The 23115-nt window shown below is 72.2% G+C and carries 17 protein-coding genes and 5 pseudogenes; 4 read left to right on the top strand and 18 right to left on the bottom strand.

Going from position 1 to position 23115, the window contains the following annotated elements:
- Nucleotides 1-53: 53 nt before the first annotated feature.
- The 4 genes and pseudogenes from BJF88_RS17635 to BJF88_RS17620 all read right to left on the bottom strand — a co-directional run bounded on the left by BJF88_RS17635 (nucleotide 54) and on the right by BJF88_RS17620 (nucleotide 2761).
- Nucleotides 54-1005, bottom strand: a pseudogene (locus tag BJF88_RS17635) (co-chaperone YbbN).
- A gap of 19 nt (nucleotides 1006-1024) precedes the next feature.
- Nucleotides 1025-2053, bottom strand: coding sequence for a hypothetical protein (locus BJF88_RS17630; RefSeq protein ID WP_075829747.1), 1029 nt, complete (start codon nucleotides 2051-2053; stop codon nucleotides 1025-1027).
- Nucleotides 2050-2457: a hypothetical protein gene (locus BJF88_RS19350; RefSeq protein WP_075829746.1), complete on the bottom strand. Its 408-nt coding sequence runs from the start codon at nucleotides 2455-2457 to the stop codon at nucleotides 2050-2052. Before BJF88_RS19350 ends, BJF88_RS17630 begins: the two co-directional genes overlap by 4 nt.
- 91 nt (nucleotides 2458-2548) lie before the next feature.
- Nucleotides 2549-2761 carry a hypothetical protein gene (locus BJF88_RS17620; RefSeq protein WP_075829745.1) on the bottom strand — a complete coding sequence of 71 codons (213 nt, stop codon included), beginning with the start codon at nucleotides 2759-2761 and terminating at the stop codon, nucleotides 2549-2551.
- 748 nt (nucleotides 2762-3509) lie between these two features.
- Here BJF88_RS17620 and BJF88_RS17615 point away from each other — a divergent pair.
- Nucleotides 3510-4958: a hypothetical protein gene (locus tag BJF88_RS17615; protein WP_075829744.1), complete on the top strand. Its 1449-nt coding sequence runs from the start codon at nucleotides 3510-3512 to the stop codon at nucleotides 4956-4958.
- A 31-nt stretch (nucleotides 4959-4989) separates the two neighbouring features.
- Nucleotides 4990-5430: a hypothetical protein gene (locus tag BJF88_RS17610; RefSeq protein WP_075829743.1), complete on the top strand. Its 441-nt coding sequence runs from the start codon at nucleotides 4990-4992 to the stop codon at nucleotides 5428-5430.
- A 39-nt stretch (nucleotides 5431-5469) separates the two neighbouring features.
- On the opposite strand, the gene BJF88_RS23990 is transcribed toward BJF88_RS17610, so the two are convergent.
- From BJF88_RS23990 to BJF88_RS17595, 4 genes and pseudogenes are all read right to left on the bottom strand, one after another.
- Nucleotides 5470-5619 carry an alpha/beta hydrolase gene (locus BJF88_RS23990; protein ID WP_369824675.1) on the bottom strand — a complete coding sequence of 50 codons (150 nt, stop codon included), beginning with the start codon at nucleotides 5617-5619 and terminating at the stop codon, nucleotides 5470-5472.
- Nucleotides 5616-6164, bottom strand: a complete 549-nt coding sequence (locus BJF88_RS17605; protein ID WP_369824679.1) for an alpha/beta fold hydrolase — start codon at nucleotides 6162-6164, stop codon at nucleotides 5616-5618. The genes BJF88_RS23990 and BJF88_RS17605 overlap by 4 nt, the downstream gene beginning before the upstream one ends.
- A 205-nt stretch (nucleotides 6165-6369) precedes the next feature.
- Nucleotides 6370-7250: pseudogene (locus tag BJF88_RS17600) on the bottom strand (alpha/beta hydrolase).
- Between the two features lie 64 nt (nucleotides 7251-7314).
- Nucleotides 7315-7620 carry a hypothetical protein gene (locus BJF88_RS17595; protein WP_075829742.1) on the bottom strand — a complete coding sequence of 102 codons (306 nt, stop codon included), beginning with the start codon at nucleotides 7618-7620 and terminating at the stop codon, nucleotides 7315-7317.
- Nucleotides 7621-7806: 186 nt separating this feature from the next.
- Between BJF88_RS17595 and BJF88_RS17590 the strand changes: the two genes are divergently transcribed.
- Both BJF88_RS17590 and BJF88_RS17585 read left to right on the top strand, forming a co-directional pair.
- Nucleotides 7807-8790 carry an FKBP-type peptidyl-prolyl cis-trans isomerase gene (locus BJF88_RS17590; RefSeq protein WP_083649255.1) on the top strand — a complete coding sequence of 328 codons (984 nt, stop codon included), beginning with the start codon at nucleotides 7807-7809 and terminating at the stop codon, nucleotides 8788-8790.
- 140 nt (nucleotides 8791-8930) lie between these two features.
- Nucleotides 8931-9503 carry a phosphoribosyltransferase gene (locus tag BJF88_RS17585; protein ID WP_083649254.1) on the top strand — a complete coding sequence of 191 codons (573 nt, stop codon included), beginning with the start codon at nucleotides 8931-8933 and terminating at the stop codon, nucleotides 9501-9503.
- Between the two features lie 75 nt (nucleotides 9504-9578).
- Here BJF88_RS17585 and nrdF read toward each other — a convergent pair.
- The 10 genes and pseudogenes from nrdF to BJF88_RS17535 form a co-directional block, all read right to left on the bottom strand.
- Nucleotides 9579-10558: pseudogene (gene nrdF / locus BJF88_RS17580) on the bottom strand (class 1b ribonucleoside-diphosphate reductase subunit beta).
- Nucleotides 10559-10814: 256 nt separating this feature from the next.
- Nucleotides 10815-12941, bottom strand: coding sequence for a class 1b ribonucleoside-diphosphate reductase subunit alpha (gene nrdE / locus BJF88_RS17575; protein WP_075829775.1), 2127 nt, complete (start codon nucleotides 12939-12941; stop codon nucleotides 10815-10817).
- Between the two features lie 47 nt (nucleotides 12942-12988).
- Nucleotides 12989-13420 (bottom strand): class Ib ribonucleoside-diphosphate reductase assembly flavoprotein NrdI, encoded by a 432-nt coding sequence (nrdI, locus tag BJF88_RS17570; protein ID WP_075829741.1) that lies wholly within the window; start codon nucleotides 13418-13420, stop codon nucleotides 12989-12991.
- Nucleotides 13421-13535: 115 nt separating this feature from the next.
- On the bottom strand, nucleotides 13536-13781 hold the full coding sequence (gene nrdH / locus BJF88_RS17565) for a glutaredoxin-like protein NrdH (protein ID WP_075829740.1): 246 nt from the start codon (nucleotides 13779-13781) through the stop codon (nucleotides 13536-13538).
- An 817-nt stretch (nucleotides 13782-14598) separates the two neighbouring features.
- A pseudogene (locus BJF88_RS17560) lies at nucleotides 14599-16087 on the bottom strand (GH1 family beta-glucosidase).
- A gap of 105 nt (nucleotides 16088-16192) precedes the next feature.
- Nucleotides 16193-18511 carry an alpha-xylosidase gene (gene yicI, locus BJF88_RS17555; protein ID WP_075829739.1) on the bottom strand — a complete coding sequence of 773 codons (2319 nt, stop codon included), beginning with the start codon at nucleotides 18509-18511 and terminating at the stop codon, nucleotides 16193-16195.
- A 67-nt stretch (nucleotides 18512-18578) separates the two neighbouring features.
- A pseudogene (locus tag BJF88_RS17550) lies at nucleotides 18579-19492 on the bottom strand (carbohydrate ABC transporter permease).
- Nucleotides 19492-20460, bottom strand: a complete 969-nt coding sequence (locus tag BJF88_RS17545) for a carbohydrate ABC transporter permease (RefSeq protein ID WP_083649253.1) — start codon at nucleotides 20458-20460, stop codon at nucleotides 19492-19494. The pseudogene BJF88_RS17550 and the gene BJF88_RS17545 overlap by 1 nt, the downstream one beginning before the upstream one ends.
- A gap of 203 nt (nucleotides 20461-20663) precedes the next feature.
- Nucleotides 20664-21896, bottom strand: coding sequence for an ABC transporter substrate-binding protein (locus BJF88_RS17540; protein ID WP_255372153.1), 1233 nt, complete (start codon nucleotides 21894-21896; stop codon nucleotides 20664-20666).
- A gap of 140 nt (nucleotides 21897-22036) precedes the next feature.
- A complete protein-coding gene (locus BJF88_RS17535) occupies nucleotides 22037-23089 on the bottom strand; it encodes a LacI family DNA-binding transcriptional regulator (RefSeq protein ID WP_083649252.1) in 1053 nt (350 codons plus the stop codon).
- Nucleotides 23090-23115 lie beyond the last annotated feature (26 nt).

Here is a 23115-nt window from a genome sequence, read left to right as displayed (position 1 = left end):
ACGACCGCGCCGCCCGCCGGAGCGGACGGGGCGCGGGTGCCAGGCTGCCGGGGTCAGTACAGGCTGATCGCGAGGCGCTGGCGGGCCTTGCCGACGCGGGGGTCGGTCGGTCCGACGACCTCGAAGTAGTCGAGGAGGCGCACGCGCAGCTTCTCCTTGCCGTCGGCGTCCGCGGACGGCAGGAGGTCGAGGAGACGCCCGAGGCGTCGTCGACCTTGCCGCCGAGGAGGTCGAGGTCGGCGACCGCGAGCTGCGCGTCGACGTCGGCCGGGGCGTCCGCGGCCGCGGCGCGGGCGGCCGCCAGGTCCGCGTCCCGGGTGCGCTGGAGCAACCGGACCTGGGCGAGGCCGGCGACGGCGAGCGCGTCCTTCGGGTCCTGCTTGATCGCCGTCGTGTAGGCCGCGGCGGCGGACTCGAGGTCGTCGCGCTCGATGGCGTCGTAGGCCTCCTGGTGCAGCGGGGGAAGCTCCGGCTCGGGCTCCGGTGCCGGTGCCGCGACGTCCTCGGCGGGCGTGCCGTCGCCGCCCTGCGCCGGGGCGCGGCCGGTCACGCCGTTGGCCTCGGCCGCCTCGAGCACCTGGTCGAGGACGGAGCGCACCTGCTCGGCCGGCGCCGCGCCCTGGAACAGCGGCACGGGCTGGCCCTGCAGCACCGCGACGACCGTCGGCACGCCCTGCACCTGGAACGCGGCGGCGACTTGCGGGAACGCCTGCGCGTCGACGCGGGCCAGCAGGAACCGGCCGGCGTACTCGTCGGCGAGGGCGCGAGCTCGGTGCCGAACTGGGCGTTCGCCTGGTCGGTCGGGATCCACAGGAGCACGACGACCGGGTACTGCGCGGAGTCCTGGACGAGCTGCGGGAACGTCTCCTCGGTGACGTCGACGACGTACCCGCCGGCCGCGGGCGCGCCGCCGTCCTGTCCCGGCGGGGGCGCCTGCGGCCGGTTCAGCGCGGAGAGGTCGACCGCGCCTCGCACGTCGAACGTCGGCTGGGTGGGTTCGCTCATGGGTGCATCCTACGGAGGGTCAGGAGGTGGCGATCGACGTCGCGACGTGCTCGGTGCCGAGCACGCGGACCTGCTCCTCCGAGCCCGCGGGCGGCACGTACATGGCGACGACGTCGACGTAGCCGACCTTGAGCACGTTCGTGGCCTCGGTGTCGCCGAACAGCGCCTTCTCGGTCTCCGTCGACGGCGGGACGACGGCGCCCTCCTCCGCCGTCATCGACTCCGCCGAGGTCATGGCGCCCACGACGAGCGCGCCGCCGTCGGCGGTCCGCACGGCGCGCACCGGCTCGTCCGGGTCCGGCGTGAACGTCAGGGAGTACGACCCGGCCGCCGGCGCGAGGGCGTCGTTCCACAGCTTCGCGCGCTCCGCGAGGAGCGCACGGAACGGGTCGTCCGGGAACGTGCCCGCGAAGCTCGACGACGAGCCCACGTTGAGGACGTCCGCGTACTGCGCGAGAGCGTCCGTGGGCGGGACGAGCAGCGAGTCGTCGTCGGGCGCGACGGCCTCGCTGCCGAGCGTGGGCGCGGCGAAGCTCGGGAGGGTCGTGCTCGGGAACAGCCGCACCCACCCCCACAGCTCGTACTGGTCGCGCGGACCGGCCTGCTCGTAGACGGTCAGCCGTAGGGACTGCAGGCTCTCCGGCTGCACGCTCACCGCGTAGGAGGTGCGCGGCCACGTCTGCGTCGTCGGGAGGACGACCTGCTGCACGTCGGTCGGCAGCTCGGTCACGAGGTCGCCGTCGCCGCGCGCCTGCGCGACGGCGAGCTGGCTCGTGCGGATGTCCAGCGCGGGGCCCGTCAGCCGGTCCTCGAGCAGCGCGGGGTCGTTGGCCGCCCCGGCCTCCTCGAGGGCGGCGCCCACCGCGGCGAGCACCTCGGACTCCTGGCCCTCGTCGAGGACCGGCGGCGGGGTGGCGGGGCTCTCGTCGGGCTCGGGCGTGGGCAGCGGCGACGCGCAGCCGGCCAGCAGGACGACGCCCGCGACCGACGCGACCGCGCCGAGGCGAGCCCGGCGCGCGCGCGGGGCGGTGCGGTGGGTCGTGCTCATCGGGTCGTGTCCTTCGTCTCGTCCGTGTCGTCGGCAGGAGGGGCCGGCTGCGACGGGCCGGCGCTGAAGCCCCACGCGCGCCGCCAGGCGTCGGCCCTCGTCGTGGCGCTGTCCTGCTCGGTGGGGTGCTCGGGCTGCGGCTCGACGACGGGCTGCGCCGCGGTCCTCGGCCGCTTGTCGCGCGGCACGACCGGGATCTGGCCCGTCAGCCACGCGCGCCGCGGCTTCTGCGGCCGGGACTGCGCCTGCTGGGCCAGGCGCTCGGCCTCCTCGCGCTCGCGCAGCTGGCGGCGCGTGAGGGTACGCACCTCGGCGCTGTCGGTCGGCGGCTCGTCGTCGCCGGTCGACGTGCCGGACGACGGACGCTCCTCACCGACGGGGTCGGCGGGGTCGGCGGGCGCCACGACCGGTGTCGCCCCGTGGCCCCCCGGCGGCCGGACGTCTGCCGACGCCCCGGCCGCAGCGCGGCCACGCCGATGCCCAGGCCGAGCAGGATCAGGACGACGCCGCCGATGACGCCGGGCCACAGGTACGGCGTGTCGACCTCGCGCGGCCACGAGAGCTCGAGCGTCGGCGCACGGCCTCCTCGCCGACCCCGGCGGCCAGCAGCTGCCAGCGGCCGGGCTGGTCGGACCAGCGCAGCGACACGGACCCGGCGTCGGAGGCCTCGGCGACCCACATGTCGGAGCCGGCCGGGTCGACGCCCACGACGGGCGCCTCCTCGGCCGGCGCCTCGGCGTCGTCCGCAGGGGTCTCGGCATCCTCGGCGGGCGTCTCCCCTCGGCCGGCGCCTCGGTCTCGCCGTCGGACGTGGCGGCCTCCTCGGCGGTGACCTGCTCGGTGGCGAGCCGGTCCCAGTCGGCGAGCCCGGTCACCGCGCCGTGGGGCTCCGCGCCGACCCATCCCGTGACGTCGACCTCGCGGCCGATCGCCAGGGTCACCTCCTGCTCGCCGGGAGCGGTCGCCCGGATGGTGACGTCCTCGTCCACGAGGTCGAGCACGCCGGGCTCGGTGACGAGCATCGTCCCGTCGCCCGTGAACGCGGTGGTCGCGGTGACCGTGTCGCTGTCCCGCCACACCGTGGCGGACGCGATGCCCAGGCCGACGGCGACGAGCCCCGCCACGACCAGGACCGCGGCGATGATTCGTTGCAGCACCGAGCTTCCCTTCGTCGATCGACGTTCCAGGATAGGTGCGGATCGTCCTCGGGATCGAGTACGGGGCCGTCGTCGGGGATCCTCACCAAGTGTTCACGTCGCGGCCCCGCGGCGCCCCCGACCCCGCCCCACCCGGACGCGCCGGGTGAGCCGATCCGGGTATTCAGGGCGCACGCCGGGCCGTATCCTGGGTCGGACGCAGGGGGCCTCGGCGCGGACCGTCGCCCTCCGACCACGCTGGGGGAGCTCGGTCGCCCCGCGGTGGTTGCTCAGGACGAACCACACCGGAGGTCATCGACGTGTCCGACGAGCGCACGCTCTTCCCCATCACCATGCGCGGCTACGACCGTGTCCAGGTCGAGGCTCAGCTCGCGAAGCTGGAGAAGGCGCTCGACGACGCCCGCACGCGGCTCGAGTCGTCCGACGCGCGCGTCATGCAGCTCACGACGGACCTCGGGGACGCCCAGCGCCAGCTGCGCGAGGCGGACCGCCCCTCCTACGCGGGTCTCGGGTCCCGCATCGAGCAGCTCATGCGCTCCGCCGAGGAGCAGTCGGCGGACATCCTGTCGCAGGCGAACAGCCAGGCGGCCGACATCATGGCGCGCGCCAAGCTGTCGGCGGGGCAGGTGCGCTCGCGCGCCGAGAACGAGGTCGCGGAGCTGCTGAACAGCGCGCGGCTCGAGGCCGAGGAGATCCGGTCCACGAGCACGTCGGAGGCGGAGAGCACGCTCGTGGGCGCGCAGCGGCGCGCCGAGGAGCTCGTGGGCTCCGCCGAGCGCGAGGCCGCCCGCATCCAGAGCGCCATCGCGACCGAGGAGAGCGAGCGCCGTGCGTCGCTCGAGCGCGAGCTGGGGACCCTGCGGGCGTCGGTCGAGCGCGAGACGACGGAGCTGCGCGTCACGACGGAGCGCGAGGCCGCCGAGCTGCGCGCCCGCGTCGCCGCCGAGACCGCCGCGCAGCGCGAGACGGCAGAGCGCGAGTCCGCCGAGCTGCTGGAGAACGCGCGCCGGGAGGCGCAGCGCCAGGTCGACGAGGCGCAGCGCAAGGCCACCGAGGCGGCCAACGCCGTCACCTCCGAGATGGAGGAGCTGCGCGACCAGGCGCGCACCGCGCTCGCCGACGCCGAGCTCGACGTCGTGCGCCGCCGCGAGGAGGCCGAGCGCGAGAACGCCGAGCGCCACGCGACCGCGAAGGCCGAGACGGAGAAGCTCGTCGCGACGGCCGAGGAGCACGCGACGGAGGCCGAGAAGCGCGTCGCTCTCGCGCTCGAGAACGCCGAGAAGGTGCGCGCCGAGTCCGACGCGTACGTCAAGGACCTCATGTCGACCGCGCGGCGCAACGCCGACCGCATCGTCGCCGAGGCCCGCGAGTTCGCGGAGCAGACGGTCGGGGACGCGAAGGCCGAGGCGGAGCAGCAGCGCGCCGTCGCGCAGCGCCAGCTCGAGGACCTCACGCGCCAGCACGACTCCATCAACACGTACCTCGACGAGCTCCGCGGTCTCCTCGGCGACCAGGAGAGCGCGAAGGTGGCACCGCGTCCCGCACCGGTCCCCTCGGCGACGCCCGCGCAGCAGGCCCGCGCGGCGCAGCTCCTCACGGCCGAGTTCCCCGTCGTCCCGGAGGACGCGGTCCAGAAGGTGGGCACGGTGGAGGCGCCGCAGGAGGACGCGACGACGGGCACGGACTCGGGCAAGAGCAAGGGCACGAGCACCGACCGACGCGACACGGGTACACCCGCCTCGGCGTGATCCGGGCGACGGACCACAGGACGACCGCCGGATGAGCGACACGAGCCCTCGCCCCGCTGCCGACGCCGAGGCGTGGCGTCGGCAGCGGACGGAGGCGGCCGAGCACCAGCAGCGCGAGCTGGACCGTCGCCGCGCCGCCGAGAGCACGGCGGCGCGCGCGCTCGTCGCCGACTTCGTCGCGGCGGCACGGGAGCGCGGCGTGGCGCCCGAGCCGTTGCGCGCGCGAGCGTTCACGGGCGGCGCGACCTACCGCACCGACGTCGAGGGCTGGTACCTGCGCCGCAACCGCAGCGTCGCCGTCGGGACGGACGGCGAGTTCTACGTCCTCGGTGTCCCGGCGAGCCTGGTGGCGCGGCTGCGGGGCGCCCGGCTCACGCCGTCCGACCCGCCCCTGGTGCTCGGCAAGGGCGGCCGCGACGGCGAGTCCGTCGACCTCGCGGACGCGCTGGCCGGCGTGCTCGACCGGCCCTGACCGACCGGCCCCTGACCGGCCGGCCCTGACCGGCGCGGCTCAGGAGGCGCGGGCGACGAGGTCGGCGAGCGTGTCGGCGACGGCGGCAGCGTCCTCGACGGCGCTGAGGTGACCCGCCGCCTGGACGCGCACGAGCTGCGACCTCCTGGCCGCGCGCGCCATCCGCTCGGCCTCCTCGGGCGGCGTCACGCCGTCCTCCTCGCCGACGACGACGGCCACCGGCCCGGCGAACGCCTCCAGCACGTGCGTGCGGTCCGGGCGCGCCGCCATCGCCCGCTGCGACCAGGCGACGCCCTCGGGGCGCTGCTCGCGGATCCACTGCTCGAGGCGCGTCGAGAGCTCGGGGCGGACGGCGCGGCTCGTCTCCCCCAGCAGGCGGCCGGCATCCCGAGCACCGCGTCGACCGACTGCGCGGACTCCGCCTCGTCGGCGATGCGCAGCCGGTTCGCCCGCGCCTCCTCGGTGTCGGCGGTCGACTTCGTGTCGACGAGCGCCAGGGCCCGTACCAGGTCCGGGTCGCGCTCGGCGATCGCGAGCGCGACGTACCCGCCCATCGACAGCCCTGCGACCACGGCGCTCGCGACGTCCAACCGCCGCAGCGCGGCGACGGTCGCGTCGGCCGCGGCCTCGATCGTCGGGGGCTGCGGGCCGTCCGGGCTCTTCCCCATCCCCGGGAGGTCGACGGCGAGCACGCGCTGGTCGTCGGGCAGCGCCTCGACGACGTCGTCCCACATCCGGTGGTCGACCGGGAAGGCGTGCAGCAGGACGAGCGGGGTGCCGCTCCTCTCCTGCAGCGTGTACGTCTCGAGCTCGGGCGTCGTCACGTGGTCTCCTCTCGTGCTCGGGTCCTCGGTCGCGCGTCCCACGCTGCCATGCCCGCACGCGCCGCGCGACGCCGCACGCGGACGGTCACGGGTGGCCCGGCGGGCGGCCGGCCGGTCAGTCGGCGACGCCGTCCTCGCGGCTCGCGTCGTAGCTGGCCTGGTCGCTCGTCTCGGTGTCCTGATCCGCGTCGCGCACGGACCCCGGGTCGCTCCCGGTCCACGTCGTGGGCAGCGGCAGAGGATGCCCGGGGCGCACGTGCCCCACGATCTCGTCGAGCACGCGGCGCACCGACGCCTCCCCCACCACAGGTGCTTGGCACCCTCGACGCCGATCACCTCGGCCTGGCGCACGCGCGCGAAGCGGCGCCGCGCCTCGTCCGGGCGCAGGTAGTCGTCGAGCTCGGGCACGAGCACGACGAGGGGCTTGCCGAACGCGTCCCACCGGTCGAGGTCGTCGTCCGTCGCACGGTGCAGCGGCGGCGACAGGAGGATCGCGCCCTCCACGGCCGGGTCGGCGCCGTGCTTGAGCGCCAGCTCGGTGCCGAAGGACCAGCCGACGAGCCACGGGTGCGGCAGGTCGTGGAACTCGGCGAACTCGATCGCGGCCGCGACGTCGAACCGCTCGGCCTCGCCGCCGTCGAAGGCGCCCTCGCTCGAGCCCCGCGGCGACGACGTGCCGCGGGTGTTGAAGCGCAGCACCGCAAGGTCTGCGAGCGCCGGCAGGCGCCACGCCGCCTTCCGGTACACGTGGGAGTCCATGTACCCGCCGTGCGTCGGCAGCGGGTGGAAGGTGACGAGGGTCGCGACGGGTTCGCGGTCCTCGGGGAGCGCGAGCTCGCCGACGAGGGTCAGCCCGTCCGCGGTGTGCAGCTCGACGTCCTGGCGGCGCGCGGGCAGGACCGTCAGCGACCGGATCGGTGTGCTGCCCTCGGCGGGGGCGGGCACGGGCTCGGACGAGGCGGGGTCGGACGGCGCGGCGTCGGGTGCGGTGCTCATCGTCGTCGAGCCTAGTTCCTCCCGCGCGCAGCGCCCCTGCGGCGCCGTCGCCGCGCGGGACCGCTCAGCGGGGACGACGACGCTCGCGCGCCTGCCAGCACGACGTGTGCCAGTGGCGACGGTGCTCCAGCGCCGTCTCCGTGCCGAAGAACGAGTCCTCCTGCCACGCGACGACGTGCCCGGTGCCGGGCGGGATCTCCTGCCGGCACCCCGGGCACAGGTATGTCTTCTCGCCGCCGCGTACGGTCCGGACCGACCACTCGCCGTCGGACCCGGACTCGCGGCGCGCACCGCCGAGGGCGCGGTCGAGGTCGAGCGGGGCGGGCTCGGCGGCCCACGGCCGCTTGCGGGAGGGTCTGCGGGACGGCACCCCTCCATCATGGCCCGGGACAGGGCGCCGCCCGAACTCGGACCGCTCCCAGCGGGCGTCCAGAGCGGACGGCTAGAGTGTCCGGGCCGGTGCTGCACCGTGGCCGAGACCGTCGTCGCGGCTCGACCGGCTGCGGCACAGACCTCGACGGCGCGAGCGCCGTCCCCTCGACCGAAGGACCCCCTCGTGAAGCACCGCACCCTGCGCGGCGTCGCCGCGCTCACCCTCGGCGCCTCCCTCCTGCTCGCCGGCTGCGCGTCGGGCGACGGCGGGTCGGAGGACGAGAACTCGCCGAGCCCTTCCGCGAGCGACGCGGCGGCCTCCGCTCCCGAGGACGTCGCCGCCCTGGAGTCCGTGACGGTCACGGGCGACCCGGGCTCCGAGCCCACGCTCGAGTTCGAGACGCCGTTCGAGGTGAGCGGCCCGGTGGCGATCTCGCTCGGCGAGGGCGACGGCGACCCCATCGAGACGGGCAAGCAGATCACGATGCACACCGCGGCCTACTCCGGCGCCGACGGCAGCAAGCTCGGCTCCACCTGGGAGGCCGACACCCCGGAGCAGCTCGTGCTCGACGACACGCTGTACCCGCAGCTGCTGGACGTGCTCGAGGGGACGAACGTGGGGACGCGCTTCCTCTTCGCGAGCCCCTCCCCCGACCAGGCGACGGGCGAGACGGTCACCTACCTGACCGTCGCCGAGGTCACGGGCGTGCAGGACGCGCCCGTCACGCCGGACCCGGCGGACGTGCCCGACCGCGCCGAGGGCGAGGCCGTCACGCCCGCCGAGGGCCTGCCCGTCGTGACGCTCGACGACTCCGGGAAGCCGAGCATCGAGATCCCCGAGGGCTACGAGGCACCGTCGGAGCTCGTCGTCCAGCCGCTGATCAAGGGCTCCGGCCCCGAGGTCACGGCCGACCAGACGGTCATCGCGCACTACACCGGCTGGAAGCTGGACGGCGAGCAGTTCGACTCGTCGTGGGACCGCGGCGAGCCCGCCACGTTCCCGCTCAACGGCGTCGTCGCCGGCTGGTCGCAGGGCCTGACGGGCCAGACCGTCGGCTCCCAGGTGCTGCTGGTCATCCCGCCGGAGCTGGGCTACGGCGCGAGCGAGGGCCACGAGCTGCAGAACGAGACGCTCGTGTTCGTCGTCGACATCCTCGCCGCGTACTGACGAGGGTCTGACGGCAGCCACCCGCAGGCCGCCACGCACGAGGGCCGCTCCCCGTTCCCGGGGGGGCGGCCCTCGTCCTCGTCCGGCCCGTGGTGGTGCGACGCGCCCGGTGACAGGGTGGTGGTACGTAGGCTCGTGGGATGACCGAGTCCTCGACGAACGCCTCCCCGGGCACGCGCCCGGCGTCTCCCGCGCCCGACGGCGCCGGTCCGGCCGCGGTCGCACCGGAGCGCGAGGTGCTCACGTGGGACGCGTTCGGGGTGGCGGCGCGCGAGCTCGCGGAGCAGGTGGTGGCGAGCGGGTTCCGGCCCGACGTCGTCGTCGCCGTGGCGCGCGGCGGCCTGCTGCCGGGCGGCGCGGTCGCGTACGCGCTCGGCACGAAGGGCGTGGGCACGCTCAACGTGGAGTTCTACACCGACATCGGCCAGACGCTCGCCGACCCGAAGGTGCTGCCGCCGCTCATGGACACGTCCGACCTGCCGGGCGCGCACGTCCTCGTGGTCGACGACGTCGCGGACTCGGGCCGCACGCTCGCCCTGGTGATGGAGATGCTGAACGAGCACGGCGCGGAGGCCCGGTCGGCCGTGCTGTACACGAAGCCGCGCACGATCATCCAGCCGGACTACTCGTGGCGCGACACCGACCTGTGGATCACGTTCCCATGGTCGGCCGACCCGCCGGTCGAGGCAGTGACGACGCCTCCGGTCGGATGACGGAGGTCTGCCGACGGACGACGACGGCCGCCGCCCTTCGCGGGGCGGCGGCGTCGTGCGTGGTGGTGGGCCGGGTCAGAAGTCCCAGTCGTCGTCCTCGGTGTTCACGGCCTTGCCGATGACGTACGAGGAGCCGGAGCCGGAGAAGAAGTCGTGGTTCTCGTCGGCGTTCGGGGACAGCGCGGACAGGATCGCCGGGTTGACATCGGTCTCGTCCTTGGGGAACAGCGCCTCGTACCCGAGGTTCATGAGCGCCTTGTTGGCGTTGTACCGCAGGAACTTCTTGACGTCCTCGGTGAGCCCGACGCCGTCGTAGAGGTCCTCGGTGTACTGCACCTCGTTGTCGTACAGCTCGAAGAGCAGCTCGAACGTGTACGCCTTGAGCTCGTCGCGCTGCGCGGGCGCGAGCTTCTCGAGGCCCTTCTGGAACTTGTAGCCGATGTAGTACCCGTGCACGGCCTCGTCGCGGATGATGAGGCGGATGAGGTCGGCCGTGTTCGTCAGCTTGGCGCGGCTCGACCAGTACATCGGCAGGTAGAAGCCGGAGTAGAACAGGAACGACTCGAGCAGGGTGCTCGCGACCTTGCGCTTGAGCGGCTCGTCGCCCTTGTAGTAGTCCATGACGATCTCGGCCTTGCGCTGGAGGTTCGGGTTCTCCTCCGACCAGCGGAAGCGTCGTCGATCTCGCGCGTGGAGCACAGCGTCGAGAAGATCGACGAGTAGCTCTTCGCGTGCACCGACTCCATGAACGCGATGTTCGTGTACACCGCCTCCTCGTGCGGCGTCAGCGCGTCCGGGATGAGCGAGACGGCGCCCACGGTGCCCTGGATCGTGTCGAGCAGCGTCAGGCCCGTGAACACGCGCATCGTGAGCTGCTGCTCGGACTCGGTGAGCGTGTGCCACGACTGGATGTCGTTCGACACCGGCACCTTCTCGGGCAGCCAGAAGTTGCCGACGAGCCGGTCCCAGACCTCGAGGTCCTTGTCGTCCTCGAGACGGTTCCAGTTGATCGCGCTCACGCGATCGATGAGCTTGAGCTTCCCGGTGGGCGACATCTGCCTTCTTCTCTCCTGCTGACCCCGGACCGACCGGGACGTTTCGACTGACCGGACCCTACGCCGTCGGGCACTGCTGCCGACAGTGAAGGTGAGCCGCACGGTGAGCGGCGGGAGGAGCGAGGGGCGCCGGTCGTGGCGGGCCTGGCGGGAGGCCGCGAGGCACGAGCGGCCGGATGGTAGACCGGCGCCCCTCGCTCCGGACGTCGCGGCGCCGAGGCCCGCGACGGCAACCGCAAACGGTTGCCTCAGGCGACTAGAGCATGCAGCTGACGCAACCCTCCACCTCGGTCCCTTCGAGGGCCAGCTGGCGGAGGCGGATGTAGTAGAGCGTCTTGATGCCCTTGCGCCACGCGTAGATCTGGGCGCGGTTGACGTCGCGCGTCGTGACCGTGTCCTTGAAGAACAGCGTGAGGCTCAGGCCCTGGTCGACGTGCTGCGTCGCGGCGGCGTAGGTGTCGATGATCTTCTCGTACCCGATCTCGTACGCGTCCTCGTAGTACTCGAGGTTGTCGTTCGTCAGGTACGGCGCCGGGTAGTAGACGCGACCGATCTTGCCTTCCTTGCGGATCTCGATCTTCGACGGCACCGGGTGGATCGACGACGTCGAGTTGTTGATGTACGAGATCGAGCCGGTCGGCGGGACGGCCTGGAGGTTCTGGTTGTAGATCCCGTGCTCCATGACGGAGGCCTTGAGGGCCTTCCAGTCGTCCTGCGTCGGGATGTGCACGCCGGCGTCGGCGAAGAGCTGGCGCACGCGCTCGGTCTCGGGCTGCCACACCTGGTCGGTGTACTTGTCGAAGTACTCGCCGCTCGCGTACTTCGAGTCCTCGAAGCCGCCGAACGCGCGCCCGCGCTCGATCGCGAGCCGGTTGGACGCCGCGATGGCGTGGTAGGCGACCGTGTAGAAGTAGATGTTCGTGAAGTCCACGCCCTCGGTGGAGCCGTAGTGGATCCGCTCGCGCGCGAGGTAGCCGTGGAGGTTCATCTGGCCGAGGCCGATCGCGTGGCCCATCTCGTTGGCGCGCTTGACGGACGGCACCGACTCGATGCTCGTCTGGTCCGACACGGCCGTGAGGGCCCGGATCGCGGTGTCGATGGACTTGGCGAAGTCGGGCGAGTCCATCGTCTTGGCGATGTTGAGCGAGCCGAGGTTGCAGGAGATGTCGCGGCCGACGTGGTCGTACGAGAGGTCCTCGTTGAACGTCGACGGCGTGGAGACCTGGAGGATCTCGGAGCACAGGTTCGAGTGGGTGATGCGGCCCTTGACGGGGTTCGCCTTGTTCACCGTGTCCTCGAACATGATGTACGGGTAGCCGGACTCGAACTGCAGCTCGGCGATGGTCTGGAAGAAGTCGCGCGCCTTGATCTTCGTCTTGCGGATGCGCGAGTCGTCGACCATCTCGGCGTACTTCTCGGTGACGGAGATGTCGGCGAACGGCTGGCCGTAGACGCGCTCGACGTCGTACGGCGAGAAGAGGTACATGTCCTCGTTCTTCTTCGCGAGCTCGAACGTGATGTCGGGGATCACGACGCCGAGCGACAGCGTCTTGATCCGGATCTTCTCGTCCGCGTTCTCGCGCTTGGTGTCGAGGAACCGCAGGATGTCGGGGTGGTGCGCGTGCAGGTACACGGCACCGGCGCCCTGGCGCGCACCGAGCTGGTTCGCGTAGGAGAAGGAGTCCTCGAGGAGCTTCATCACGGGGATGACGCCCGACGACTGGTTCTCGATGTGCTTGATCGGGGCGCCGTGCTCGCGGATGTTGCTCAGCAGCAGCGCGACGCCGCCGCCGCGCTTGGACAGTTGCAGGGCGGAGTTGATGCCGCGCGCGATGGACTCCATGTTGTCCTCGATGCGCAGCAGGAAGCAGGACACGGGCTCGCCGCGCTGCGCCTTGCCGACGTTGAGGAACGTGGGCGTCGCGGGCTGGAAGCGACCCGAGATGACCTCCTCGACGATGTCGAGGGCCTGCTGCTCGTCCCCGTCCGCGAGACCGAGCGCGACCATGCACACGCGGTCCTCGAAACGCTCGAGGTAGCGCTTCCCGTCGAACGTCTTGAGCGTGTACGACGTGTAGTACTTGAACGCGCCGAGGAACGTCTCGAAGCGGAACTTCTTGGAGTACGCGAACTCGAAGAGCGACGTCACGAACGCGCGGTCGTACTTCGCGAGCACGGCCGGGTCGTAGTACTTGTTCTCGACGAGGTAGTCGAGCTTCTCGGCGAGGTCGTGGAAGAAGACCGTGTTCTGGTTGACGTGCTGCAGGAAGTACTGCCGCGCGGCCTCGCGGTCCTTGTCGAACTGGATCTCGCCGTTCGGGCCGTAGAGGTTGAGCATCGCGTTGAGCGCGTGGAAGTCGAGCTGCGTGCTCGCGAGCGCCACCTGCGGTGCCGAGGCCTCGGCACCGTCGACGGCGCCGCCCTCCGCGATCACGCCGGAATCTGTGACTGTCGTTGCCAAAATCGTCCCAATCCGTCGCGGACGCGCGCGGCGTCCTCGGCTGTCCCCAGGAGTTCGAAGGCGTACAGGTAGGGCACCTGGCACTTCGCGGAGATGATGTCGCCGGCGATGCAGTAGGCCTCGCCGAAGTTGGTGTTGCCCGCGGCGATGACACCGCGGATCAACGACCTGTTGTGCACGTCGTTGAGGAACTTCACGACCTGGCGCGGGACGGCACCGCCCTCGTTGCCGCCCCCGTAGGTCGGGACCATGAGCACGTAGGGCTCGTCCACCCGCAGGAACCCGTCGGTGGGCCGCAGGGGGATGCGCTGCACGTCGATGCCGAGGCCCGGCAGGCCGAGCCGCTGGACGAAGCGGTGCGTGTTCTCGCTGACGCTGGAGAAGTAGACGAGCGACCCCACGGGGACGCACCTCCGTCCTGCTCTGCGTGCCGCCTGCTGTGCGCTGGTGCCGGGGCGGTCACCCGCCCCGGCGGTGTCGGGCCGGCCGTCGCCGGCCGGCCCGTCGTCCGTCCGGTCAGGCGACGACCGGGGCGACCTTCTGCGCGAGGGCGTTGATCTGGTCGGGGCGGAAGCCCGACCAGTGGTCCTCGCCCGCCACCACGACGGGGGCCTGCAGGTAGCCGAGCCCGCGCACCAGCTCGAGCGCCTCGGCGTCCTGGCTGATGTCCACGACGGTGTACTCGACGCCCTTCTTGTCGAGAGCGCGGTACGTCGCGTCGCACTGAACGCAAGCCGGCTTGCTGTAGACCGTGACGCTCATGGTGGGGGACTCCTCGTCTCTCGCTCTGGGCCCGGTCCTCGGGGAGGGAGACGTGTCTCTGACCTCGAAGAACACCGGTGGAACTACGTATGTGTCAGCCTCGGGAGGCTCTGCGCCCCCTCGGTGTGCCAACCACTATACCTAGGGGTCGATCGAGTGCGAGCCCACTAGATGTCGTGTCGCGGCCCATCGGCAACTTCACCCGCCGAGCCGTGGTAGCCGGTGATCTCTATGCTCCCAGGCACCCCTGACAGCCTGCTCCGCACCCCCTCGTCCACCGGTCCGACGACCGCGGATCGGCCTGGTGTCGCGCCCCGCGAGCGCCGGTCCACAGCCTGGGGACGGCTCCCGTCCACACCCTGTGCAGGGAGAGAAACGGCCTCCGCGGCGCCGCGGCGTGTCACGACGGAATCGCACGAACCGGGCAAACCGACGTCGGAACTCGTCACCGACTCGTGATCCTCCGGCGTGTCGCGCCCCGGTGCCGCGGTGCGAGAAACGTCACCGCCACGGACGCCGTCCGCCGGCCGACAGTGCTCGGTCGCACGTCCCTGTGCGGTCGACGGAAGCCGACGCGCGGACCGGAGCGGGCGGACCGGAGCGGGCGGACCGGAGCGGGCGGACCGGAGCGGGCGGGTCGCGGGTCGTGGTGGGTCTGGCGGGAGCCGCGAGGCACGAGCGGCGGATGGTAGACCCGCGACCCCGCCCGCGGAGGTCCACGCGCGCAGGCTCGCCCGAGCCCCCTACCGCGCAGGCCCGCCCGCGGACGCACGAAGGCCCGCCCGTGGGGAATTCACGGACGGGCCTCGGCGACGGGTCAGAGCGTCTCGTCGACCCCCGGGAGCACGGACGACGTCGCGAGCCGGCGGTACCAGTGCGCGGAGTCCTTCCACGTGCGCTCGAGCGTGTCGTAGTCGACGCGGATGATGCCGAAGCGCCGGTCGTACCCGTACCCCCACTCGAAGTTGTCGAGCAGCGACCACGCGAAGTACCCGCGCACGTCGGCCCCGGCGTCGATCGCTGCGCCGACGGCGTCGACGTGGTCGTGGAGGTAGGCGACGCGACGGTCGTCGTGGACGCGGGGCGTCCCGTCGGCGTCGGTGGTGACCTCGTCGTGGAACGCGGCGCCGTTCTCGGTGACCATGAGGGGCTGGGTCGGGGTAGTCCGCGCGACGGAGACGAGCAGCTCGGTCATGCCGGCGGGCTCGATGTTCCAGCCCATCGCGGTGTAGGGCCCGGGCTGCTGGACGAACTCGACGTCGGTGACCCCGATCCACGGGCTGTGGCTGGAGGCGCCGTGGCCGTCGTTCTCCGACCGCTCCCCCTCGCCGGAGTAGTGCCGCACGCGCACGGTCGAGTAGTAGTTCACGCCGAGGACGGACAGCGGCTGGCGGACGAGCTCGAGGTCGCCGTCGCGGACGAACGACCAGTCGCTGACGTGCGCGGTGTCGTCGAGGAGGTCCTGCGGGTAGGCGCCGTCGAGCACGGGTCCGAGGAACGCGCGGTTGGCGAGCGCGTCGATCTTGCGCACGGCGTCGCGGTCGGCGTCGGACTCCGGGTCGTCGGGGCGGATGACGTGGAGGTTGAGCGTGATGGAGGTCTTGGTGTCCTCCCCCAGCTCGTCGCGGATCGCGGCGACGGCGAGCCCGTGGGCGAGGTTGAGGTGGTGCACGGCCGCGAGCGCCGCCTCGGGCTCGGTACGCCCGGGGGCGTGCACGCCGGAGCCGTAGCCGAGGTACGCGGTGCACCACGGCTCGTTGAGCGTGGTCCACGTGTCGACGCGGTCGCGAGCTCGCGCGCCATGTGGCGGGCGTACTCGGCGAAGGCGAGTGCGGTGTCGCGGTTGGCCCAGCCGCCGGCGTCCTCGAGCTCCTGGGGCAGGTCCCAGTGGTAGAGGGTGACGACGGGCTTGACGCCCTTCTCCAGGAGCGCGTCGACGAGGCGGGAGTAGAACGCGACGCCCTCGGGGTTGAGGGGCCGGTGCCGCCGGGCTGCACGCGCGACCAGGAGATGGAGAAGCGGTACGCGCCGAGCCCGAGGTCGGCGATGTGCTGCACGTCCTCGGCCCAGCGGTGGTAGTGGTCGTCGGCGACGTCGCCGGTGTCGCCGTTGAGCGTGCGCCCGGGCGTGTGGGAGTACGTGTCCCAGATCGACGGCGTGCGGCCGCCCTCGGCCGCGCCTCCCTCGATCTGGTAGGCGGCCGTCGCGGAGCCCCACACGAAGTCGGTGGGGAAGGTGCGCGCGCCCGAGCGAGCGGGGGCGGTCTCGGCGCCCGTCGCGGACGGGGTGGTGGTGTCGGTGGTCACGGGGTACCTCGCTGGTCGGTCGCGGTGCGGCGACGGTAGTTCTGGCAGTGCGGGCGGGCGGCGGCGTGGAAGCGCTCCCACGCCGCCGGCCTCCAGGATACGGGGTCAGCGCCCGTCGGTCGGGACGTCGACGGAGATGCGGCCCGCGCCGTTCGCCTCGTCCGTGGCGGCGCCGCAGCGCAGCGCCCAGCGGCCCGGGGCGTCGTCGGACGTCGCGGTGACGACCGAGCCGGAGCGAGAGACGCGGAACGTCGCACCGGCGGCGCCGTCGGGACCGGGCACGACGACCGTGCCGTCGTAGCCGTCGGGGAGCTCGTACGCGTACAGGGTGACGCCGTCGGCCCAGTCGTAGTCGGGCCGGTCGGTGCGCGCGCCCACGGGCAGGACGGTGCCGGGACGCACGAGCACGGGCAGGGAGTCGAACCCGTGGGTCTCGGTGACCCAGCGCGGCCCGGTCACGGTGGCCGGGAGCGCACCGGCGGGCCCGTCGGCCGCCCCGTCGACGAGGCGGGTCCACGTGCCCTCGGGGACGTAGTACTCCACGCGGCCGTCGGCGCGGAACACCGGCGCGACGAGGAGCGCGTCGCCGAGCAGGTACTGCGTGTCGGCGGTGTGCGCGCTGCGGTCGACCGGGAACTCGAGCAGCATCGGACGCATCATGGGGTGGCCCAGCGCGTGCGCCTCCTCCGCGACCCGCCCGAGGTACGGCATGAGCGAGAGCTTGAGGTGCGTGAAGCGGCGCGTGACGTCGACGGCCTCCTCGTCGAACGCCCACGGGACGCGGTACGAGCCGGACCCGTGCAGGCGCGAGTGCGACGACAGCAGGCCGAAGGCGAGCCAGCGCTTGAACACGCCCGGGTCGGGCGTGCCCTCGAAGCCGCCGATGTCGTGGCTCCAGTACCCGAAGCCCGACATCGCGAGCGACAGGCCTCCGCGCAGCGACTCGGCCATCGACGCGTACGTGGAGTCGCAGTCGCCGCCCCAGTGGACGGGCAGCTGCTGGCCGCCGGCGGTCGCGGAGCGGGCGAAGAGCACCGCGTCCCCCTCGCCGCGCCGCCGCTCGAGCAGGCGGAAGACGGCCTCGTTGTACAGCTGCGCGTAGTAGTTGTGCATGCGCTGCGGGTCCGATCCGTCGTGCCACACGACGTCGTCCACCGGGATGCGCTCGCCGAAGTCGGTCTTGAAGCAGTCGACGCCCTGGTCGAGCAGCGCCTCGAGCTTGCCGACGTACCACGCGGTCGCGTCGGGGTTGGTGAAGTCGACGAGGCCCATGCCGGCCTGCCACATGTCCCACTGCCACACGCTGCCGTCGGTGCGGCGCAGGAGGTAGCCGCGCTCGGCCGCCTCCGCGAACAGCGGGGACCGCTGCGCGACGTACGGGTTGATCCAGACGCACACCTTGAGGCCGCGCTCGTGCAGGCGGCGCAGCATGCCCTCGGGGTCGGGGAACGTGCGCGGGTCCCACTCGAAGTCGACCCACTGGTACTCGCGCATCCAGAAGCAGTCGAAGTGGAACACCGACAGCGGCAGGTCGCGCTCGGCCATGCCGTCGATGAAGCCGGTGACGGTCTCCTCGTCGTAGCTCGTCGTGAACGACGTCGACAGCCACAACCCGAAGGACCACGCCGGGACCCGCGCGGGCCGGCCGGTGAGCGCCGTGTACCGGGTGAGGACGTCCTTCGGCGTCGGGCCCTGGATGACCAGGTACTCGAGGGACTGGCCCTCGACCGAGAACTGCACGCGCGTGTTCATCTCGGAGCCCACCTCGAACGACACGCGTTCCGGGTGGTCGACGAACACGCCGTAGCCCTTGGTGGTCACGTAGAGCGGGACGTTCTTGTACGCCTGCTCGCTGGACGTGCCACCGTCCTCGTTCCACACGTCGACGGTCTGGCCGTTCTTCGCGAGCGGGCCGAACCGCTCCCCCAGGCCGTAGACCAGCTCGCCCGGGTCGAGGCTCAGCTGCTCGTGGACCCACGCGCCGCCGTCGTCGGACGTCACGGCCGCGACCGACTTGGGCAGCGACGACGTGAGCACCTCGCCGCCGGACTCGAAGTCGACGCGCCAGCGACCGCCACGGTGCACGCGCACGGCGAGGTCCTTCGAGCGCAGGACCGCGACGTCGTCGTCCACCTCGACCTCGGGGCGGAAGCCCGCCTCGCCGGCCACGGCGAACGACGGGCCGCGGCGCACCGCGCCCGCGTGGTGCTCGACGCGCACCCGGATGACGCCCGGCGCGGGCGACGAGTACGTCGTCGTGAGCATCGGGCGGTTGAGCGTGTCGCCCCGGCCCCGGATGCGCGACGTCGGCGCGTACACGGTGAGGGTGCCCGCCGCCTCGTCCGCGCGGACGTCGTCGACCTCGACCGCGTAGAGCGGGTGCATGCCGGGCCGGACCTGCCAGTACCCGTCGGTGAACTTCATCTGGTGGTGCTTCCTTCGTGTGGTGCCGGTCAGGGGTGCGCGGCGCGGAGGTCCGCCGGGCGGGCGGTCACTTGACCGCGCCCGCCGTCACGCCGCGCGTGAGGGTGCGCTGGAAGATGAGGAAGAAGATCACCGCCGGGATCAGCGAGACGAGCGCGCCCGCGTTCGTCGTCGGGGCGTCCATCATCCGGTCGCCCTGGAGCGACGCGAGCGCGATCGGGATCGTCTGGGTGTCGTTGGTCGTGAGCATGACCAGCGGGATGAAGAACTCGTTCCACGTCCAGATGAAGAAGAAGATCATGAGGACGCCGAGCGTCGGCCGGACGATCGGGTAGACGACCTGCCACAGGATGCGCCAACGGCTCGCGCCGTCGAGCGCCGCCGCCTCCAGCAGCGCGGGCGGGAACGTGCCGAGCACCGACGCGAGCAGGTACGTGCCGAACGCCGACTGGATGACCGTGAAGATGATGATCACCGACACTGCGAGTTCGACAGCCCCACCTGCTGCGCCATGTCGAACAGCGGGTAGATCAGCGCCTCCTGCGGCAGCATGTTCGCGACGAGGAACAGCGTGACGATCCACAGGCGGCCCTTGATGCGCCCGACGCCGATCGCGTAGGCGTTGAGGAGCGACAGCAGCGTCCCGAAGACGGCGACGAGCGCGGAGATGAAGACCGAGTTCCACAGCTTCTGCGGGAAGTTCGTGCGGGTCCAGAAGTTCTGGACGCCGTCGAGGTAGAGCTGCGTCGGGATGCTCAGGGGACCGTCCTGGGAGTACTCGGACGGCGACTTGAACGCGTTGAGCACCATGATGACGAACGGCGCGAGCATGAGGAGCGCGACGACGACGGCGAGTGCCAGGACGATCCAGCGGCCCACGCCGCGCTTGTGGCGGGCGTCCTCCTTGCGGCGGGACGACTGCGGCCTCCTCGTGCCCGTCGCGTCCGGGGTGGGTGCGGGGACGGCGGTGGTGGTGGTCATCAGCGACCCTCCAGCTCTCGGCGCTCGGCCCGGTTCTGCAGACCCAGGATCACGACCGCGACGACGATGATGACGACGGTGAGGACGGTGGCGACCGCGGCGCCGTAGCCGACCTTCGACTTGTCGAAGAAGTTGAGGTACGAGTAGTAGCTCGGCACGAGCGTCGAGCTCTCGGGGCCGCCGCGCGTGAGCACGTAGATGGGGCCGAACACCTTGAGCGCCGCGACGGTGCACGTGAGCGTGACGACGAACGTCTCGGGGCGGATCTGCGGGATCGTGATGGCCCGGAACCGGCGCCACCACCCCGCTCCGTCGAGCTCGGCCGCCTCGTACAGCTCGGGGTCGACGCGCTGGAGCGCCGACATGAAGATGACGACGGGGTACCCGATCTGCACCCAGATGAGCACGAGCATGACGCTCGGCAGCGCGGTGGACGGGTCGCCGAGCCAGTTCGGCGGGTCCTCGATGCCGACGCCGCGCAGGATGACGTTCAGCGCCCCGGTCTGGGAGTTGAGGATCCAGTTCCACAGCACGCCCGCCACCGCGACGGGCAGGATCTGCGGCAGGTAGTACGTCGCGCGCAGCACCGTGGACACGCGCGGCCCGAACCTGCGCCCGAGGACGTCGAAGAGGACGGCCGCGAGGATCAGCCCGACGAGCGTCGGCACGACCACCATGGCGACGATCATCGCGATCGAGTTCTGGAAAGACGTCCAGAACGCCGCGTCGTCCATGAGGTCGGCGTAGTTGCCGAGGCCGTTCCAGCGCAGGGGCGCCATGCCGCCACGCCACTTGAACAGGCTGTAGTACACGTTCATCGCGAACGGGTAGCCGATCACGACGACGAAGGCCACCGCGCCGGGGATCAGGTAGGGCAGGTACGGCACCCAGGCGGCACGGCGCCGCCGGCGCGGGGTCGCCGTCGCGCGGCCGGTCGTGCCGGGGGCCGCGTCGGTTCGGGTGGGCATGACGGTCTCCTTCGCCGAGGGCGTGAGGTGTCGAGGGCGAGACGTGTCGGGAGGGGCGCGCCGGGGCGGAGCGCCTCGTGCTGTCGTGCGGGCCGTGCTGTCGTGCGGGCCGTGCTGTCGTGCGGGCCGTGCTGTCGTGCGGGCCGCGGGGCCGACCCACCGGGTGGTGGCGGCCGGCCCCGCGGGCACCGGGACGGGCCCGGTCAGCTGTCGAGCAGGTCCGCCTTGCCCTCCTCGTAGGGCGTCTGCAGCCCGTCGAGGACCTCGGACGGGGTCTTCGACTGGTTGATGAGCGACTGGAGCTGGCTCACGACGACGTCGTAGTAGCCGGGCACGGGCCAGTCGGGGTAGAACGCGAGGCCGTCCTCGTCGAGGATCGCCTGGAAGTTCTCGGTGAGCTCCTTGGTGCGCTCGTCGCTGATGACGGACGCGTCACCGGCGACGGGGAGGCCGCCCTTCTCGGCGAGCACGTTCTGCACCTCGGGGCGCAGCGTGATGTCGATGAACTCCTCGGCGAGCTCGGGCGAGTCCGCGTTCGTGGGCACGACCCAGAGGTTGCCGGACGAGCCGACCTGCAGCGTGTTGCCCGGGAAGTTGAACTGGCCCCAGTCGGCGTCCATCTCCTCGACGACGCGGCCGAACCACCAGGAGCCGGAGACCATCATCGGGTAGGTGCCGTTGATGAACGACACGCCCATGTCCTCCGCGGTCAGCGCGGCGGAGTCGTCGGCGACGTAGCCGGCCTTGATCCACTCGTCGAGCTTCTCGGTCGCGGCCGTCATCTCGGGGCCGTGGAAGTCGACCTCGCCGTCGAACAGCTGGTAGCGGTCGACGAACTCGCGGTCCGCGTTCGCGAGCACGAGCTCGTACCAGAGCTGGCCCATCGGGTACTCGGCGCCGGCCTCGGCGAGCGGGGTGATGCCCGCGTCCGTGAACGCCTGCATGACGTCCTCGAACTCCTCGAGCGTCGTCGGGACCTCGAGCCCCTGCTCGGCGAACATGTCCTTGTTGTAGTAGACGCCCACGAACTCGCCGTAGTTGGGCACCCCGTACCAGTCGCCCGACCCCATGAGGCCCTGCTCGTCGTACGTCGCGGTGGTCTGGAGCGACCCGCTGAGCTTGTCGGCCCAGCCGCGCTCCTCGGCGGCGTCGGTGAGCGGGGTGATCAGGCCCTGCGCCGCGAGCTGGCCCGCGGTGGCGTTGCCCTTGTTGTACTCCATGAGGTCCGGGACGTCGTCGCCGGTCAGGACGATCTTCGCGTTCTTCTGGATCTGCTCGAAGGTCTGCTTCTCGACGACGACCTCGACGTCGGGGTTCTCCTCCTCGAAGATCTCGATCGCCTTCGCCCAGGCCTGCCCCATGGCGGAGTCGTCGTTCTCGTAGTGCCAGATGGTCAGGGTCTGGTCGTCGGACCTCCGCTGCCGCCGCTGCCGCACGCCGCGAGGGCGAGCGGGAGGGCTACCACGGCAGCGACGAACGGGGTCTTCCGGGATCGCAGCATGTGCGTGTCCTCCTCATCGAGTCTCCGGCGCACGCGGCCGGACGAGCGACCGGGTCCGGGCCCGGTCAGGTGTGGTCAGCGGGCCGGGAGCCCGCCGTCGGGACGCCCGTCGCCGTGCGTCGCGGGTGCGACGCTGCTTCCGGGCTCGAGGGCGCAGGGGATGAGCACGTTCGGTGTGCTCGGACGGGAGCCGTCCACGAGGGACAGCAGCTTCTGCACGCCCAGGCGACCGAGCTCGGCCCCGGGCGCGTGCATCGTGGTCAGCGGCGGGTTGCTCATCGCCCCGACGCCGGGCGACGTGACGATCGACAGGATCGACATGTCGCCGGGGATCGCGATGCCCCGCTGCTGGAGCTCGGCGACGACGCCGAAGGTCGCGATCTCGTTCATGGTGACGAGGGCCGTGAGCCGCGGCTCCGCGTCGAGGAGCCGCCCGACGGCCGTGCGGCCCGCCTCGGGCGACTCGTCCACGCGCAGGCTGAGGGGCTCGAGCCCGCGGGCGCGCATCGCCGCGTCGAACCCCTCCTCGGCGCGGAACGTCGGCGCGTACCCGTCCTCGACCGTCGCCTGGGAGTGGTTGACGAGCGCGATGTGGCGGTGACCCAGGTCGACGAGGTGCCCCACGGCGTCATCGGTCGTGCGGCCGAAGTCGATGTCGACCGACGGACGGTCCGTGACGTCGCGGGTGCGCCCGATCATCGTGTAGGGCACGCCCGCCTCGTGCAGGACGTCGACGCGGTCGTCGTCGAGGGCGACCTCCATGAGCAGGACGCCGTCCGCCATGCCCTGGCGCACGAGGTCGCGGACCTCCGACGCCTGGGTCGTGCGGAAGGGCCACAGGACGAGGTGGTACCCGTTCTCCCGCGCCGTGTCGGCCGCGCTCGAGACGAACTCCGCGACCGTGCCGCCGAGCCCCTTCTCCATGGCGGGGTAGATGAGCGCGAGCACGTTGCTCCGGCGCGACGCGAGGCCGCGCGCCATCGCGTTCGGCTGGTAGCCGAGGTCGGCCATCGCGTCCTCGATGCGCCGGCGCGTCGCGTCGGACACCGGGCGCGTGCCGGACAGTGCGTAGGAGACCGTGCTCAGCGAGACCTGGGCGCGTCGCGCCACGTCCTGCATCGTCGCCATCTCGCCACTCCCCTGTGGTCGGCCTC

Origin of the sequence: Cellulosimicrobium sp. CUA-896 (genome assembly GCF_001942335.1) — a bacterium.
Lineage (GTDB): Bacteria > Actinomycetota > Actinomycetes > Actinomycetales > Cellulomonadaceae > Cellulosimicrobium.
This window is presented reverse-complemented; position numbering and strand designations above follow the sequence as displayed.

Bases quoted from the DNA above. Each gene is read 5' to 3' on its own strand.
- BJF88_RS17630 (WP_075829747.1), bottom strand. From the start codon at position 2,053: ATGAGCACGACCCACCGCACCGCCCCGCGCGCGCGCCGGGCTCGCCTC.
- BJF88_RS17610 (WP_075829743.1), top strand. From the start codon at position 4,990: ATGAGCGACACGAGCCCTCGCCCCGCTGCCGACGCCGAGGCGTGGCGT.
- BJF88_RS17605 (WP_369824679.1), bottom strand. From the start codon at position 6,164: ATGTGGGACGACGTCGTCGAGGCGCTGCCCGACGACCAGCGCGTGCTC.
- BJF88_RS17585 (WP_083649254.1), top strand. From the start codon at position 8,931: ATGACCGAGTCCTCGACGAACGCCTCCCCGGGCACGCGCCCGGCGTCT.
- nrdH (WP_075829740.1), bottom strand. From the start codon at position 13,781: ATGAGCGTCACGGTCTACAGCAAGCCGGCTTGCGTTCAGTGCGACGCG.
- yicI (WP_075829739.1), bottom strand. From the start codon at position 18,511: ATGAAGTTCACCGACGGGTACTGGCAGGTCCGGCCCGGCATGCACCCG.
- BJF88_RS17545 (WP_083649253.1), bottom strand. From the start codon at position 20,460: ATGCCCACCCGAACCGACGCGGCCCCCGGCACGACCGGCCGCGCGACG.
- BJF88_RS17535 (WP_083649252.1), bottom strand. From the start codon at position 23,089: ATGGCGACGATGCAGGACGTGGCGCGACGCGCCCAGGTCTCGCTGAGC.